The sequence below is a fragment of the Kitasatospora sp. NPDC001119 genome, assembly GCF_053598475.1.
The window spans coordinates 14071-28877 of sequence record NZ_JBSFKI010000060.1 but is presented as its reverse complement, the minus strand read 5'-3'; the positions used below and the strand labels follow the sequence as shown (position 1 = coordinate 28877).

Here is a 14807-nt window from a genome sequence, read left to right as displayed (position 1 = left end):
TGGCACCGCCCGGAACCCGTCCGGCACCCTTCTCGGCACCGCTATCGTCGGTGCGCATGGCGACAGTTGAGGGCGGGTCGGGCGCGGCCCGGATCGAGCCGAGCGCGGACGTCGACGAACGGGCCGCGATCGGCGCCGGGACGACGGTCTGGCACCTCGCCCAGGTCCGCGAGGACGCGGTGGTCGGCGCGGACTGCGTGATCGGCCGCGGCGCGTACGTCGGCCCCGGCGTCCGGATCGGGGACCGGGTCAAGGTGCAGAACCACGCGCTGGTGTACGAGCCGGCGGTGGTCGAGGACGGGGTGTTCATCGGCCCGGCCGCCGTCCTCACCAACGACCGGTACCCGCGCGCGGTCACCCCCGACGGCCGCCCCAAGGGCCAACTCGACTGGTGTGCCGAAGGGGTGACGCTCCGTCACGGCTGCTCGATCGGCGGCCGGGCGGTGCTGGTCGCCGGGGTGACGGTCGGCCGCTGGGCCCTGGTCGCGGCCGGCGCCGTGGTGCACCGGGACGTCCCGGACTTCGCCCTGGTCGCCGGTGTCCCGGCCCGCCGGATCGGCTGGGTGGGCCGGGCCGGCGAGCCGCTGCGGCCCGCCGGGGACGGCGGCTGGCAGTGCCCCCGGACCGCCGAGCGCTACCGCGAGCAGGACGGAACCCTCGTACCGCTGTAGCTACTTGGCGCAGACGTCGGTGTCGTCCGCCTGCACCCGCTGGAGGTCCTCGGGCGCCTCGGTGGGCACCGCCGGGGTGGCGGGGGCGGTCAGCACGTCCTTGCCGAGCACCAGCAGCAGCCCGTTCTTCGGGTCGGACTTCTCGGCCGGCCGGACGGCGTCGCCGGGCAGGCCGAGGGCGGCGGCCAGGGCGCCGGCCTCGGCCTCCATGCCGCTCGGGTAGGACACCGTGGTGGTGTCGGCGGGCGGTGCGTCGCTGCCCACCGCGGCCCGGTCGAAGCCCTTCGCCCGGAGCTTCTCCACGGTCGGCCCGGACTGTCCGCGCTTGCCGCTGCCGTTGCGGACCGTCAGCTGGGCGGTCTTGAGGTGGATCGCCGGGAGGGTGGCGGCCGGCGTGGTGGGGGCCGGTGCCTCGGGGGCGGGCGGGGCGGCGGTCTCGGTCAGCGAGCGGTCGGCCGCGACCATCGCGAACAGCTGCCCGGCGTCCGGCTGCTTGAGGATCACCCGGTTCTCGTCCTTGGGGTCGTCCAGGACGGGCGCGGTGGTGAAGGTGATGTTCTTGGTGTCGACCTTGCCGATGTCCAGCGCGAGGTCCTTGAGCTTGTCCACGCTGCCGATGCCGGAGTCCACGGTGAGCGCCTTGGTGGCGGCGTCCGCGAGCTTGTAGAGCTTGGTCGGGCTGGTCAGGGTGTCGTCGCTCTTGATCTTGCGGATCATCGAGCTGATGAACTGCTGCTGGAGCGGGATCCGGGTGAGGTCGCCGCCCTGGCCGACCGCGTGCCGGGTGCGGACGAAGGCCAGCGCCTCCTCGCCCTGGACCACGTGCCGGCCCTTGGTCATCTTGAGGTGGGAGCCGGAGTCGTTGATGTCCTTGGCCGCGCAGACCTCGACCCCGCCGACGGCGGTGGACAGGCTCTTCACCGCCTCGAAGTTGACCTGCACGAAGTGGTCGACCCGGATCCCGGTGTTCTTCTCGACGGTCTTCCAGGTGCAGCCCGCGTCGCGCCCCGCCTGGCCGAGGCTGTTGTTGAACTCCTCCCGCGCCGAGCCGGGGATCTTCTTCCCCTGGGTGCTCTGGCACTCCGGGATCGGCAGCATCAGGTCGCGCGGGAGGCTGATCACCGTCGCGTTGGTGCGGTCCTTGGCGATGTGGAACAGCAGGGTGGTGTCGGCGTGCCCGGTGCTGCCCTCGTCGCCGTACTCCCGGCCGAGGCCCTCCCGGCTGTCCGTGCCGATCACCAGGACGTTCAGCGCGTCCCCGGCGGCCGGCGGGCGCTCGGACTCGTCGCCCAGCTGGACCTTGACCGAGGTCAGGTTGTCGTTGAAGTGCCGGTACAGGTAGTACGCCCCGCCGCAGCCCGCGACCATCACCAGGGCGCCCGCCCCGGCCGTCCACTTGAGGGCCCGTCGGCGCCGGCTGCGCCTGGCGAGCGCGGCGGCCCGCCGACGGGTGTCCCGGCGGCCCTCCGGGGCCGGTGCGGCGGGCTCCTCGGCGGTCGGTGCGGCGGCCCCGCGGCGCTGCCGGGGGACGCCGGGGGCCGGGTCCACCCGGTACCGTCCGGTTTCCGGTTGCTCCTCGTGCACGGGGGTTCCCTACCTTCGACCGGTCACGGCTGTGGACCGCCCGTACGGACGGGCCGATCCGGACACAGTAGACGAGCCGAACGCGGGAGTCGTTCCCGGTGTGATCTCCGCCATGTTCCGGCAATGCGGAGGTAAATACCGTACGTGGCCGACCAATTGCGGAAGCGTCCGGATCGGTCGGCGCGGCCGGCCCGGGGGCGGCCGGGGCGGCCGGGGGTGCCCGGCTCAGTGCTGGGCGCAGGCGTCCACGTCGGCGGTGCGTCCCTCGAAGGTGGGCGCGGCGCCCGCCGAGGGTGACGCGTTCGCCAGCGCCGCCACCTCGGCCGTCGGCTGGCTCCCGGCGCCCGCCCCCGGCCCCGCCGCCGGCGAGCGGCCCGCCCCCGGGACCGGCCCCGGGGACGGCGTGGACCCGGGCGCCCGGACGGCGACCGGCCGGTCGTCCCGCAGCGCCGCGAACAGCTGGCCGGTCTGCGGCTGCACGAACTCGTCCCGGTCCGAGTCGTAGCGGTACGGGCGGCGCGGCGCGGTCAGGAAGACCACGTCCGCCGAGGGGATGCCGCGCAGGTCCTGGGTGAGGTCGTACAGCGCGCCGAGCGAGGACAGCGCGCCGTCCGCCCGGACCGAGGAGGTCGCGGCGTCCAGCACTGGCCACAGCTTCGCCGGGTTCAGCAGCACGCCCTGCGACTGCACCTTGCGGATCAGCGCGGCCAGGAACTGCTGCTGACGGCCCATGCGCTGGGTGTCGCTGCCGTCGCCCAGGCTCTCCCTGGCCCGGACGTAGCCGAGGGCCTGCTCGCCGTGCAGGGTCCGCCGGCCGGCGGCCAGGTCGAGCTTGGCGTCCTTGTCGTGGATCGGCTGCGGCACGCACACCTCGACCCCGCCGATCGCGTCCACCATCGTCTTGAAGCCGCTGAAGTCGAGGATCACGTAGTGGTCGATCCGGATGCCGCTCAACTGCTCGACGGCCCGGATCGAGCAGGCCGGACCGCCCGTCTCGAAGGCCCAGTTGAACTGCATCAGCGCGGGCCTGCTGCGGGTGCCGTCCGGCTTCTCGCAGGCGGGGACGGTGACCATGACGTCCCGCGGCACGGAGACCGCCGTCGCGTGCCTGCGGTCGGCGGCCAGGTGCAGCAGGATCGTGGTGTCCGAGCGCTGGCTGCCCGGCTCGCCGCCGTACGAGCCGTTCGCGCCGGAGCGGTCGTCACTGCCGATCAGCAGGAGGTTCTCGGCGCCCCGCGCCCCGGCGGTGCGGCTCGGCCGCTCGGCCTCCAGTTTGGCGAGCAGCCGGTCGGTGGCCGAGTCCGCGCGGATGTTGCCGTCCAGCGTGCGGTAGGCGATCCAGAGCAGCACCCCGGTGGCGACCAGCAGGAACGCGACGGCGCCGGCGGTGATCATCAGCCACCGCCGGCGCCTGCGCGGGCGTCCGCTCCCGCCCGGAGGGGTGTCCGTCGGCGGGCCGTCCTGGGCCGCGCCGTTCGTCGGGGGAGTGGCGGTCGGGGGGTGCTCGGTGTCGTCCTCGGCCATGGCAGCGATCCCTACCCGCCGGGCCCGGGCCGGGGGTTAGCCGAGGCGCAGTGTCACCCGTTCGGATTCGGTCCGCTTCTCCCACTGCCCGGCGTCCAGCGCCTGCGAGTTGCGGCAGAGCACCACCGAGGCGCCGGCCGCCAGCGGTGCCAGCAGACCGGCCTCCAGACCGGTCCAGTCGTCGTACGAGAGGGTGGACAGCACGCGGTCGCCGGGCTTCAGGCCGAGCCGTGCCGCCCCCTCCCGGGCCAGCGCCACGGTCTGCTCGCCCGTCAGCTTCAGCGGCAGCCCGTCCACCGCGGTCTCCAGCGCCGGCCCCTCCGGGGCGACGGGGGAGTACGGGGCGAAGCGGTCGCCCTGGCCGGGCACCTCGGCGGCGTAGTCGAGGAAGCCGTCCGGGCGCTGCGGGAAGCGGCCGCCGAGCGGACGCAGGGCGAGCGCGACCCGCTCGCCCTCGCAGGCCTGGGCGGCCTCCAGTCCGTCCGGGCCGCTGACCACCAGGTCGGCGGCGGCCGGGTCGCCGCCCGGCACCGCCGTCACCCCGACCGACCAGCAGGCCAGCAGCCAGACGGCGCTCTGCCAGTGGGCGGGCAGCAGCAGCGCCGCCCGGTCGCCGGGGCCGGCGTTCAGCTCGTCCTGGAGGAGGTTGGCCGTCTTGGCCACCCAGTTGTCGAAGGTCCGGGCGGACAGCTCCACCCGTTCGCCGGTGGCGTCGTCGTAGAAGGTGACCAGAGGGGCCGCGGGATCGACCGAAGGCGTGCCGCCGCGCAGGAATGCGTGCAGCAGCTCGACGGGGGTGCGGGCGTCGGCAGCGAAGGGCGCAGTCATGGTGCGCCCCAGCCTACGGCCTTCGGGTGGGAGGTCGGGAGGGGCGGCCGAACGGGCGCGGAGCGGCGTGGCGGGCGGTCCGGTTTGCGGCGACGATCCGGTTTATGCGCCTCTCACTTCCGGCCGCCCTGCTCGCCGGCTGCACCGCCGCCCTCCTGCTCCAGCCCGCCGCCGGTGCGACCCCCTCGTCCGCCCCGCGCCGCCACGACTTCGCCGGCGGCGGCTCCACCACCACGCTCCCGCTGCCCGCCGGGACCGGCCTCGCCCCGCGCGGCACCGTACCGTTCGAACTCCTCGGCCTCGGCTGGGACGGCCCGGCGGACGCCCTCGCCGGCGCGGTGCTCCGGGTCCGCACCCGGGACGCGGCCACCGGCCGCTGGAGCGGCTGGCACCGGCTGGAGGCCGACGCCGAGGACGGCCCCGACCACACGGCGCACGGCGCCACCGCCCCGCTCTGGACCGGCCGCAGCGACGGCGTCGCCGTCGAGTTCCGGCCCGGGCCCGCCGGAGCACCGCCCGGACTGCGGCTCGACCTGGTCGACCCGGGACGCGGCGCCGCCCCGGCCGCCGTACGGACCCTGCCCGCGGAACCGCCGACCGCGCCGCCCGCCGGGCCGGCCAAGGGGCAGGCCCCGCGCCCGAGGATCGTCACCCGGGCCGGCTGGGGCGCCGACGAGTCGCTGCGCGACCCGGAGTTCGAGTACACCGGCCCGGTCCGCGAGGTCTTCGTCCACCACACCGCCACCACCACCGACTACGCCTGCGCCGACGCGCCCCGGGTGGTCCGGGCGATCTACCAGTACCACGTGAAGACCAACGGCTGGCGGGACATCGGCTACAACTTCCTGGTCGACCGCTGCGGCACCGTCTACGAGGGCCGGGCCGGCGGCGTCGACCAGCCCGTCCACGGCGCCCACACCCTCGGCTTCAACACCGACTCCGCCGGCGTCGCCGCCCTCGGCACCTACACCAGCGACCAGCCGTCCCGCCCCCTCCTCGACGGCCTCGCCGCCCTCGCCGCCTGGAAGCTCGGCCTCGCCGCCCGCCCCGCCGACGGCCGCGCCCGCCTCACCTCCTCCTCGGACGCCAGCCGCTACCCCAAGGGCAGCACCGTCGACTTCGACGCCGTCTCCGGCCACCGCGACGCCTTCGACACCGAGTGCCCCGGCAACGCCCTCTACGCCCGCCTCCCCGCCCTGCGCGCCGCGGCGGCCCGCCTCCAGACCCGCTGACCCCGGGGCCCTCCGCCGTCCCTCCCGCGCTGTCCGACCCCCCGCGTATCGTTCATGTCCGGAGGCGACCCGGGAGGCGACGGCGGTGGAAGCGGTACGGCGCTGGCGCCCGGACTTCCCGCTGGACGTCGCCCGCACCCTGCTCCCGCTGCGCCGCGGCCCCGCCGACCCGGCGTACCGCAGCACCGGCGACGGCGCCGTCTGGCGCGCCTCCCGCACCCCGGGCGGCATCGGCACCCTGCGGGTGCTGCCGCGTCCGGCCGCCGGCGAGGTCGAGGCGAGCGCCTGGGGCCCCGGCGCGGACTGGCTCCTCGACCGCCTCCCCGCCCTGCTCGGCGCCGAGGACGCCCCGGAGGCGCTGGTCCTGCCGCCCGGCCCGCTGCGGGACGCCCAGCGCCGTACCGCCGGGGTCCGGCTGACCAGGACGGGCCTGGTGCTGGAGTCGCTGGTCCCGGCGATCCTGGAGCAGAAGGTCACCACCGACGAGGCCTACCGCGCCTGGCGCCTCCTGCTGCGGGACTTCGGCACCCCGGCGCCGGGCCCGGCCGAGGGCATGCGGGTGGCGCCGTCGGCCCGCGAGTGGGCACTGGTGCCGAGCTGGGAGTGGCACCGGGCGGGCGTGGACCCGAAGCGCTCGGGCACGGTCGTGCGCGCCGTCCGCCTGGCGCCGCGGCTGGAGGAGGCCTCGGCCATGGGCCACGAGGAGGCCTTCGCCCGCCTCACCGCCGTCCCCGGCATCGGGCCCTGGACGGCCGCCGAGACGCTGCAGCGCAGCAACGGCGACCCGGACGCGGTCTCGGTCGGGGACTTCCACCTGCCCAACCTGGTCGGCTGGGCGCTGGCCGGCCGCCCCCGCAGCGACGACGCCCAGATGCTCGCGCTCCTGGAGCCCTACCGCCCTCAGCGCCACCGGGTCTGCCGCCTCCTGCTGGCCACGGCCGCCCACGCCCCCCGCTACGGCCCCCGGCTGACCCCCAACGACCACCGCCACCGCTGACCCCGGCGGCTGCCGCTACCGGACGGTGATGAAGGCCCCCGCGTCGCGTTCCGGACGGACCTTCGGCGCCTCCGCCGGGCGGCCGACGGCGACGGCACCCATCGGGTCCCACCCCTGGGGGAGGTCCAGCGCCTCCCGCACGGTGTCGCGGCAGAACATGGTGGACGAGACCCAGGCGGAGCCGTACCCCTCGCCGGTGAGCGCGACCAGCAGGTTCTGCACGGCGGCGCCGGCGGCGACGGTGAACATCTCCCGTTCGGCGGCGGCCCGGCGCGGGTCCGGGTAGTCGTGCGAGCCGTCCGTCACCAGGCAGGGCACCACCAGGTACGGGGCGTCGCGCAGGACGTCGCCGCGGGCGGTGCGCCGGGCGATCTTCGCCTCGTCCCAGCCGTCGAGTTCGCGCAGGTCGCGCTGCCAGGCGGCGAGCATCGCGTCGAGCAGCCGGACCCGGGTGTCCGCCGACTCCAGCAGCACGAACCGCCAGGGCGTGGTGTGGTGCGGGGCGGGCGCGGTGACGGCGGCGGCGACGGCGCGGCGGACGGCGGCCGGGTCGACCGGCTCGGTGGTGAAGGAGCGGACGGTGCGCCGCAGGGTGACGGCCTGCCGCAGCGCCTCGGAGGTGCCGAGCCGGAACATGTCGTCGACGGCGGGCCGGACCAGCGGCCGGGCGCCGTCGCCGTCCTCGGCGGTGACGAGGTGTCCGAGTCCGCGCACGACGGCGACCGGGACGCCGCTGGCCTTGCCCTTCACCAGGTCGGCGGCGGCGGCGAGTTCGTCGGCCGTCGCGGTGACGGTCATCTCCAGCCGGTTGCCGTGGCTGTCGGTGCGGCCGCGGTGGTCCTCCAGGACGGAGAGGCCCGCGGCGCCGATCGCCACGTCGGTCAGCCCGTTGCGCCAGGGCCGGCCGAAGGTGTCGGTGACGACGACGGCGAGCCGGCGGCCGGTGAGCCGCTGGAGCCGGGCCCGCAGCGCCCGGGCGGAGGCGTCCGGGTCCTCGGGCAGCAGCAGCACGGTGCCGGGGGCGGTGTTGGAGGCGTCGACCCCGGCGGCGGCCATGACGAGGCCGTTGCGGTTCTCCACGATCCGGACCGGCCCGCGCCGGGCGACCACCCGGACGGTCTCGGCGTCGATCGCGGCCTCGCGGTCGGCGGCGTGCAGCAGTCGGCCCTCGGCCTTGCTGACGATCTTCGAGGTGACCAGCAGGATGTCGCCGTCCTGGTACGTCCCCGCCTTGGCGATGAGCTCGCCGAGGTCCGCCCCGGCCGCGACCTCGGGCAGCCCCTCGACGCCGAGGACCTCCAGCGTCACTTGCGCACCTGCTCGGCCAGCGCGAGCGCCGCCCGCGCCATCTCGGCGGTGGCCTCGACGTCGGTCATCAGCAGCGGGACGGCCCGGCAGGCGATCCCGGCGGCCTCGACGGCGGCCACCGAGGCCTCGTCCACGGTGTCCACCAGCCACCCGTCGACGAGCGCCGCGCCGTAGTCGAGCGCGACCGCCTCCGCCGTGGCCTCGACGCCGACGGCGGCGAGCACCTTGTCGGCCATGCCGCGCACCGGCGCCCCGCCGATGATCGGGGAGAGCCCGACCACCGGCGCGGGCGCGGCGGCGACCGCCTCCCGGATGCCGGGGACGGCGAGGATGGTGCCGATCGAGACCACCGGGTTGGACGGCGGGAAGAGGATGACGTCCGCCTCGGCGATCGCCTCCAGCACACCGGGCGCGGGCTTGGCGGTGTCCGCGCCGACCGGGACGATCGCCTCGGCGTCCACCTCGGCGTGCAGCCGGACCCAGTACTCCTGGAAGTGGACCGCCCGGGTGCCCTGCTCGTCGGTGATCCGCACGTGGGTCTCGACCCGGTCGTCGCTCATCGGCAGCAGCCGCACGCCCGGCTTCCAGCGCACGCACAGCGCCTCGGTGACCTGGCTGAGGCTGTACCCGGCGGTGAGCATCTGGCTGCGCACGAGGTGGGTGGCGAAGTCGCGGTCGCCGAGCCCGAACCACTCGGGGCCGACGCCGTACTCCTTCATCTCGGCCTTGATGGACCAGGTCTCGTCGGTCCGGCCCCAGCCCTGTTCCTCGTGGATGCCGCCGCCGAGGGTGTACATCACGGTGTCGAGGTCGGGGCAGACCTTGAGGCCGTAGAGGTGGATGTCGTCGCCGGTGTTGCCGATGACGGTGATCTCGTCCTGCGGTCCGACCGCCGCGAGGAGTCCGCGCAGGAAGCGCGCCCCGCCGATTCCGCCTGCCAGTGCCACGATGCGCATGGGGTTCATCCTGCCACGGTCCGACTTTCCGTCAGCCGTGATCAGTGCGACCCGGCCTGCGCCTGCCGCCCGGTGTGCTGCTCCTGGTGCTGCTCGGGGACGGCGGTGGCGCCGTACTGGTTCATCTCGGTCAGGCCGGGGGCGTAGAGGTGGATGGAGACGGCGGGTTCGAGCGCGCCGTTGACGACCTCGTGCAGGTAGCCGGAGGAGAACACCCGCTGCCCGCCGGGCCGCAGGGTGCGGGCGATCGCGCCGCTGGGGTCGCCCCCGGCCGAGGGCTGGGGGAGGGTGAGGGAGCGCTCGATCAGCTCGCCCCGGACGACGCTCATCACGCCGGAGGACTCGCCGTGGTCGTGGAAGCCGCTGGACTGCCCGGGCAGCCAGCTGAGCAGCCAGACCTCGTAGCCGGGGCCGGTCTCCAGCCGGGCGTACCAGCGGGTCAGCGCGTCGTAGCGGACCAGCGGCTCCCAGCGGGAGCGGTCGGCGGCGATCTCGCGCACCAGCCGGGCGTACTCGGCGACGGTGGTGGGGTGGGCGGGCAGGTCGGTGCGCGCCAGGTGCGGGAAGGCGAGCGGGTCGCCGGCGATGGAGACGTCGCTGAGGCCGTCGGCCCACTGGCGGGTCCGGGCGTCGGCGGGGGTGCCGGTGCGGACGGTGGCGGGGCCACGGCGGGAGAGCTTGTTGCGGTCGCGGTTCCGCTTGCGGATGCGGATCATGCGCACGGGAGTCGTCCTCGGAAGGGTCGGCCGGTTCGTCGGGATCGGCCGGATCCGGGATGTCCTGGGACGGGAATCGCGGGCGGCCTCTGTGCTTCCTGGGGGCGGCGCGCGGTGGGACGCGGGCGCCTAGATACAGCAGGAACAGAGGCGACAACAAGAGTTCACGGCACGGCGGAGCGTGGAACCGCTCCGGGGGCTGGCGAACTCTGACATAGGAGCAAGGACACCGCATCCGCAGGGGCGGTGTCAAACCGAAGGATGCGGCATTCGAGTGGGTTAGGTCCGGATCTTTCCCTGATGGGGTGATTCATCACTCTCTATGTTTCGATGGGAAGATCGCCGGGAAGGCAGGCCGATGACCGGCCTGTGACGGTGACCGAGCGTCACCCGGTGAATGGTTGCGGATGGTTCGGCACCGTTCAGGACCTTGAGGTGGAAGGTCCGATGTGTCCGGATATGTACACTATTCGTAACGGCTTGGTGCCAGGGAGTGAATCCCAGCCCCAATACCAGAGCTCGGCTTGACTGGGCCAGAGTGACGCAACTGTAATTTCACTCGTGTCGTCAGCCGCACGAGGCAACGGCAACCACGGGGACGCCAAGTAGGGGCAGAGGAGGCGCGCCACATGAGCGAGCTCTTTGAGCTGTTGATCGGGGACGGCATCGCGGAGGACGAGGAGGAACTCGGCTGGCAGGAGCGCGCGTTGTGCGCCCAGACCGACCCCGAGTCCTTCTTCCCCGAGAAGGGCGGCTCGACCCGCGAGGCCAAGAAGGTCTGCCTCGCCTGCGAGGTCCGTTCCGAGTGCCTGGAGTACGCCCTCGCCAATGACGAGCGTTTCGGCATCTGGGGCGGCCTCTCCGAGCGCGAGCGCCGTCGGCTCAAGAAGAGCGCGGTCTGACCGGGCGGCCCCCGCCCCCCGCTGACCCTTCGACAGCGACGGACAACCGCACAGCTGTACGGGCGCCTCACCGCGGTGGTGGGGCGCTTTCGTGTTCCCGGGGCCCCTTCACCGTCCCCGCACGCACACCCCGGACGAAGCGGCCACCCGGAGCCGTTAGTGTGGTGCGCCATCCGGTTGCCGTTCACCGGCTGTGTCCACCGAGAACTGGGGCCCGCGCACGCGATGACCGTCTACAGCCACCAGAGCGGCTCCACCGCTTCCCGGCCGCCCGCCTATCCGCGCCACCTGGTCACCGCCGTGATCGTCTCGCACGACGGCGCCCGCTGGCTCCCGCGGGCCATGGCCGGCCTGCTCGGTCAGGACCGCCAGGTCCAGCGCGTCCTCGCGGTCGACACCGGATCCACCGACAACTCTCCGCAACTGCTCGCGGACACCCTCGCCGACTGGCTGCCCGAGAGCGGGCCGCTGGTCCTCGGCCGCCGGGCCGGCTTCGGCACCGCCGTCCACGAGGCCGTGGCGGGCAGTGCGCCCCTGCGCCCGGAGGACCTCCCGTACCGGCTCGACCCCTCCGGCTACGACCCGGTCACCGGCGGCTGGGACGACTTCGGCGACCCGCTCGCCCAGGAGGACGACCTCGGCCGCGGCGGCCCGCGCGAGACCCGCCCGGTCGAGTGGCTCTGGCTGCTGCACGACGACTGCGAGCCGCAGACCGACGCCCTGCGCCGACTGCTCCAGGTCGCCGACTCCACCCCCAGCGCCGCCGTGGTCGGCCCCAAGCTGCGCAGCTGGTACGACCGCCGCCAGCTCCTCGAGGTCGGCGTCACCATCGCCCGCTCCGGCCGCCGCTGGACCGGCCTCGACCGCCGCGAGCAGGACCAGGGCCAGCACGACCAGGTCCGCCCGGTGCTCGCCGTCTCCAGCGCCGGCATGCTGGTGCGCCGGGACGTCTTCGAGGAGCTCGGCGGCTTCGACCGGGCCCTCCCGCTGATGCGGGACGACACCGACTTCTGCTGGCGGGTCAACGCCGCCGGCCACCGCGTGGTGGTCGCCCCCGACGCCGTGCTGCGGCACGCCGAGGCGGCCGCCCGCGAGCGCCGGGCGATCGACTGCGGCCCCGCCCATCCGCACCGGATGGACAAGGCCGGCGCCGTCTACACCCTGCTCACCAACTGCAAGGGCGCGCTCTTCCCCTACGTCCTGCTGCGGCTGGTGCTCGGCACCCTGCTGCGGGCCGTCACCAACCTGCTCGGCAAGGATCCGCGCCAGGCCTTCGACGAACTCGCCGGCCTCGGCCACGAACTCGTCCGCTTCCCACGGCTGTTGGCCGGGCGCAAACGCCGCGCCAAGTCCCGGTCGGCGGACGCCCTGGACGACCGCACGCTCTTCCCGGCCCCCGGCGCCACCACCCGGCTGGCGGTCGAGGGCGTCGTCGGCTCGCTCGGGATAGGGGGCGGCGACGACACCGGCCGGCACGGCTCGGCCGAGGCCGGCGGCGACGAGGACGCCGAGGACCTGGTCGTCGAGCAGTTCGCCCTGCTCAAGAAGCTCGCCCGGCGCCCGGCGCCGGTGCTGTTCGCGGCCCTGCTGGTGTTCGCCCTGATCGCCTGCCGCGGCCTGCTCGGCAGCGGCGAGCTGTTCGGCGGCGCCCTGCTGCCGGCGGCCGACGGGGCCGGCGGCCTCTGGTCGATGTACGCGGACGCCTGGCACCCGGTCGGCACCGGGTCCACCGCCGCCGCACCGCCGTACCTCGGCGTGCTCGCGGTGCTCTCCTGGATCCTGTTCGACCACGCCGACCTCGCGCTCACCCTGCTCGTGGTGCTCTCCGTCCCGCTGTCCGCGGTCAGCGCCTACCTGGTGTCCCGGCCGCTGCTGGACTCCAAGCTGGTCCGCGCCTGGGCCAGCGCCACCTACGCGCTGCTGCCCGCCGCGACCGGCGCGCTCGCCCAGGGCCGGATCGGCACCGCCGTGCTCGCCGTGCTGCTGCCGCCGCTGGCCCGCGCCGCCGCCATCGCGGCCGGCCTCGGCATCCGCGCCGAGAGCGCCGCCAAGGGCGCCCGCCCGGGCTGGCGCCCGGTCTGGATGACCGTCCTGCTGCTCACCCTGGCCACCGCCTTCGTCCCGATAACGTGGGCGCTCGCGGTGCCGCTCTGCCTGGCGATGCTGGTCGTCGGGGTGCTGCGCGGCAGCGCCTTCGGCTCCGGTGGCGCGGCCCTGCGGCCGCTCGGCCTGCGCGTCCTGGTGATCCTGGCGGTGCCGGTCGCGGTGCTGGCCCCGTGGTCGCTCAAGGTGCTGTCGCACCCGCAGTGGCTGCTGCTGGAGGCCGGGCTGCCCGGTCTGCACGGCACCGGCGCGAGCGCGGCCGGCCTGCTGCTGGTCAACCCGGGCGGCGCCGGGGTGCCGCCGGTCTGGCTCTCGGCGGGTGTCGTGCTGGCCGCGCTGGCCGCGCTGCTGCGCGCCGACCGCCGCCGTGCGGTGCTCGTCGCCTGGGGCGCGGCCGGCGCCGGCCTGGTCTTCTCGGTCGTGGTGGCGGGCACCTCCGTCACCCCGGCCTCCGGCGGTCCGGCGGTGCCCGCCTGGACCGGCCCGGCGACCCTGATCGCCGGGCTCGCCCTGCTCGCCGCCGCCGCGATCGGCGCCGACGGCGCCAACGCCCGCGTCGCCGGGATCGCCTTCGGCTGGCGCCAGCCGGTGGCCGCCCTGGTGGTGGCCTCGGCCGTGCTGGCCCCGCTGGGCACCGGCCTGTGGTGGGCGCTGACCGGCGCCGGCGGCCCGCTGCACCGCGGCCAGGCCGACCAGGTCCCCGCGTTCATCGCCGAGGAGGCCGGGACCACCGACCGGGCCCGCACCCTGGTCGTCACCGGGGAGAAGGGCGGCGGCGCGGTCCGCTACACCGTGCTGCGCGGCGCCGGTCTGACGCTCGGCCAGGCCGAGTCCACCGTCGACCCGGCGACCGGCACCCAGGACGGCCTGAACAAGATGGTCGGCAGCCTGCTGGCCGGCTCCGGTGCCGACCAGGCGAGCGCCCTGGCCGGCTACGGCATCGCCTACGTGCTGGTCCAGCAGCCGGTGATCGACGCCTTCAAGGACGTCCTGGACACCACCCCCGGCCTGGTCAAGGCCAACCAGGACGGCGCCGCCGCGCTCTGGCAGGTCAACGGCACCCCCGCGGTCCGCGCGGTGATCACCGCCCCGGGGGCCACCCCGGTGGTCGTCCCGTCCGGGGCCCGCGACCTGTCCGCCACCGTCCCGGCCGGCCCGGACGGCCGGGTGCTGCGGCTCGCCGAGTCCGCCGCCCCGGAGTGGAAGGCCACCGTCAACGGCACCGCGCTGGAGCCCACCACGGTCGACGGTTGGGCGCAGGGCTTCAAGCTCCCGGCCGCCGGCGGCAAGCTGGCCGTCACCCGCGAGGGCGGCGCCGCCCACACCGGCTGGATCTGGGCCCAGGTGCTGCTCGGCCTCACCATCCTGGTGCTGGCCCTGCCCGGCCGCCGCAGCCACAAGGACGACGACCTGCCGGAGGAGGCCGTCGCCACCGCCGCGCTGGCCGCCGCCGCCCAGGCGCAGGCCCCCGCCCCCGGCAGCCGCCGGGCCCGCCGGATGGCCGAGCGGGGCGAGGGCGCGGAGGGCGCCGAGGGCGGTGCCGAGGAGTCCGGGGTGTACGACCGGCCGGGCGCGATCCCGGCCCAGCCGAGCTCCGAGCCGGTGACCGGCGCCGTCCAGGCGGCCGCCGCCATCCAGGACGCCGAGCAGTACACGGACCCGTACCAGGCGTACCAGCAGGCCGACCCGTACAGCTACGACCAGTACGCGGCCCAGCAGCCGGTCGCCGCGCCGTACGGCGGCCAGGGCTACGACACCCAGGGGTACGACGCCCACGGGTACGGCCGGCAGCAGGGCTACGAGCAGCCGTACCAGCCCGAGCAGCAGCCGTACTACGAGGTCCACGGCTACGACGGCGGGCAGCAGCCCGAGCAGCAGCAGCCCTGGCTGCCCGGCCAGCCCCAGGGCGAGGCCCCGTACGACCCGAACGACCCCAACGGCCCCGGCCGGTACCCGCACCAGCACGGATCGGGGAGCTGACCCGCG

The 14807-nt window shown here is 75.4% G+C and carries 11 protein-coding genes; 5 read left to right on the top strand and 6 right to left on the bottom strand.

The features are described 5' to 3' along the window. The first annotated feature begins 56 nt into the window (after nucleotides 1–56). Nucleotides 57–671, top strand: coding sequence for an acyltransferase (locus ACWDD9_RS40720; protein WP_449814397.1), 615 nt, complete (start codon nucleotides 57–59; stop codon nucleotides 669–671). Here ACWDD9_RS40720 and ACWDD9_RS40715 read toward each other — a convergent pair whose 3' ends face one another. The 3 genes from ACWDD9_RS40715 to ACWDD9_RS40705 all read right to left on the bottom strand — a co-directional run bounded on the left by ACWDD9_RS40715 (nucleotide 672) and on the right by ACWDD9_RS40705 (nucleotide 4607). Continuing rightward, nucleotides 672–2255, bottom strand: coding sequence for an LCP family protein (locus ACWDD9_RS40715; protein WP_449814396.1), 1584 nt, complete (start codon nucleotides 2253–2255; stop codon nucleotides 672–674). A gap of 225 nt (nucleotides 2256–2480) precedes the next feature. Continuing rightward, nucleotides 2481–3779: an LCP family protein gene (locus tag ACWDD9_RS40710; protein ID WP_117488090.1), complete on the bottom strand. Its 1299-nt coding sequence runs from the start codon at nucleotides 3777–3779 to the stop codon at nucleotides 2481–2483. Nucleotides 3780–3815: 36 nt separating this feature from the next. Continuing rightward, nucleotides 3816–4607 (bottom strand): TIGR03089 family protein, encoded by a 792-nt coding sequence (locus ACWDD9_RS40705; protein WP_049660500.1) that lies wholly within the window; start codon nucleotides 4605–4607, stop codon nucleotides 3816–3818. 104 nt (nucleotides 4608–4711) lie between these two features. Here ACWDD9_RS40705 and ACWDD9_RS40700 point away from each other — a divergent pair, with 104 nt between their 5' ends. Further along, on the top strand, nucleotides 4712–5839 hold the full coding sequence (locus tag ACWDD9_RS40700) for a peptidoglycan recognition protein family protein (RefSeq protein WP_449814395.1): 1128 nt from the start codon (nucleotides 4712–4714) through the stop codon (nucleotides 5837–5839). A gap of 85 nt (nucleotides 5840–5924) precedes the next feature. Further along, a complete protein-coding gene (locus ACWDD9_RS40695; RefSeq protein WP_449814394.1) occupies nucleotides 5925–6836 on the top strand; it encodes a DNA-3-methyladenine glycosylase family protein in 912 nt (303 codons plus the stop codon). Between the two features lie 15 nt (nucleotides 6837–6851). On the opposite strand, the gene ACWDD9_RS40690 is transcribed toward ACWDD9_RS40695, so the two are convergent. The 3 genes from ACWDD9_RS40690 to ACWDD9_RS40680 are packed head-to-tail and all read right to left on the bottom strand — an operon-like array spanning nucleotide 6852 to nucleotide 9822. Continuing rightward, nucleotides 6852–8144, bottom strand: coding sequence for a coenzyme F420-0:L-glutamate ligase (locus tag ACWDD9_RS40690; RefSeq protein WP_380777146.1), 1293 nt, complete (start codon nucleotides 8142–8144; stop codon nucleotides 6852–6854). Further along, a complete protein-coding gene (gene cofD, locus ACWDD9_RS40685; protein ID WP_049657261.1) occupies nucleotides 8141–9100 on the bottom strand; it encodes a 2-phospho-L-lactate transferase in 960 nt (319 codons plus the stop codon). Before cofD ends, ACWDD9_RS40690 begins: the two co-directional genes overlap by 4 nt. A gap of 41 nt (nucleotides 9101–9141) precedes the next feature. Further along, the gene (locus ACWDD9_RS40680) at nucleotides 9142–9822 is read right to left on the bottom strand and encodes a cysteine dioxygenase (RefSeq protein ID WP_234348590.1); all 681 of its coding nucleotides are present in this window, start codon (nucleotides 9820–9822) and stop codon (nucleotides 9142–9144) included. A 623-nt stretch (nucleotides 9823–10445) separates the two neighbouring features. Here ACWDD9_RS40680 and ACWDD9_RS40675 point away from each other — a divergent pair. Both ACWDD9_RS40675 and ACWDD9_RS40670 read left to right on the top strand, forming a co-directional pair. Beyond that, nucleotides 10446–10718: a WhiB family transcriptional regulator gene (locus ACWDD9_RS40675; protein WP_030062195.1), complete on the top strand. Its 273-nt coding sequence runs from the start codon at nucleotides 10446–10448 to the stop codon at nucleotides 10716–10718. A 225-nt stretch (nucleotides 10719–10943) separates the two neighbouring features. Continuing rightward, nucleotides 10944–14801 (top strand): glycosyltransferase, encoded by a 3858-nt coding sequence (locus tag ACWDD9_RS40670; protein ID WP_449814393.1) that lies wholly within the window; start codon nucleotides 10944–10946, stop codon nucleotides 14799–14801. Nucleotides 14802–14807: the final 6 nt, after the last annotated feature.

Coding starts and splice junctions, on each gene's coding strand:
- ACWDD9_RS40705 (WP_049660500.1), bottom strand. CDS start 4,607: ATGACTGCGCCCTTCGCTGCCGACGCCCGCACCCCCGTCGAGCTGCTG.
- ACWDD9_RS40720 (WP_449814397.1), top strand. CDS start 57: ATGGCGACAGTTGAGGGCGGGTCGGGCGCGGCCCGGATCGAGCCGAGC.
- cofD (WP_049657261.1), bottom strand. CDS start 9,100: ATGCGCATCGTGGCACTGGCAGGCGGAATCGGCGGGGCGCGCTTCCTG.
- ACWDD9_RS40670 (WP_449814393.1), top strand. CDS start 10,944: ATGACCGTCTACAGCCACCAGAGCGGCTCCACCGCTTCCCGGCCGCCC.
- ACWDD9_RS40675 (WP_030062195.1), top strand. CDS start 10,446: ATGAGCGAGCTCTTTGAGCTGTTGATCGGGGACGGCATCGCGGAGGAC.
- ACWDD9_RS40710 (WP_117488090.1), bottom strand. CDS start 3,779: ATGGCCGAGGACGACACCGAGCACCCCCCGACCGCCACTCCCCCGACG.
- ACWDD9_RS40700 (WP_449814395.1), top strand. CDS start 4,712: ATGCGCCTCTCACTTCCGGCCGCCCTGCTCGCCGGCTGCACCGCCGCC.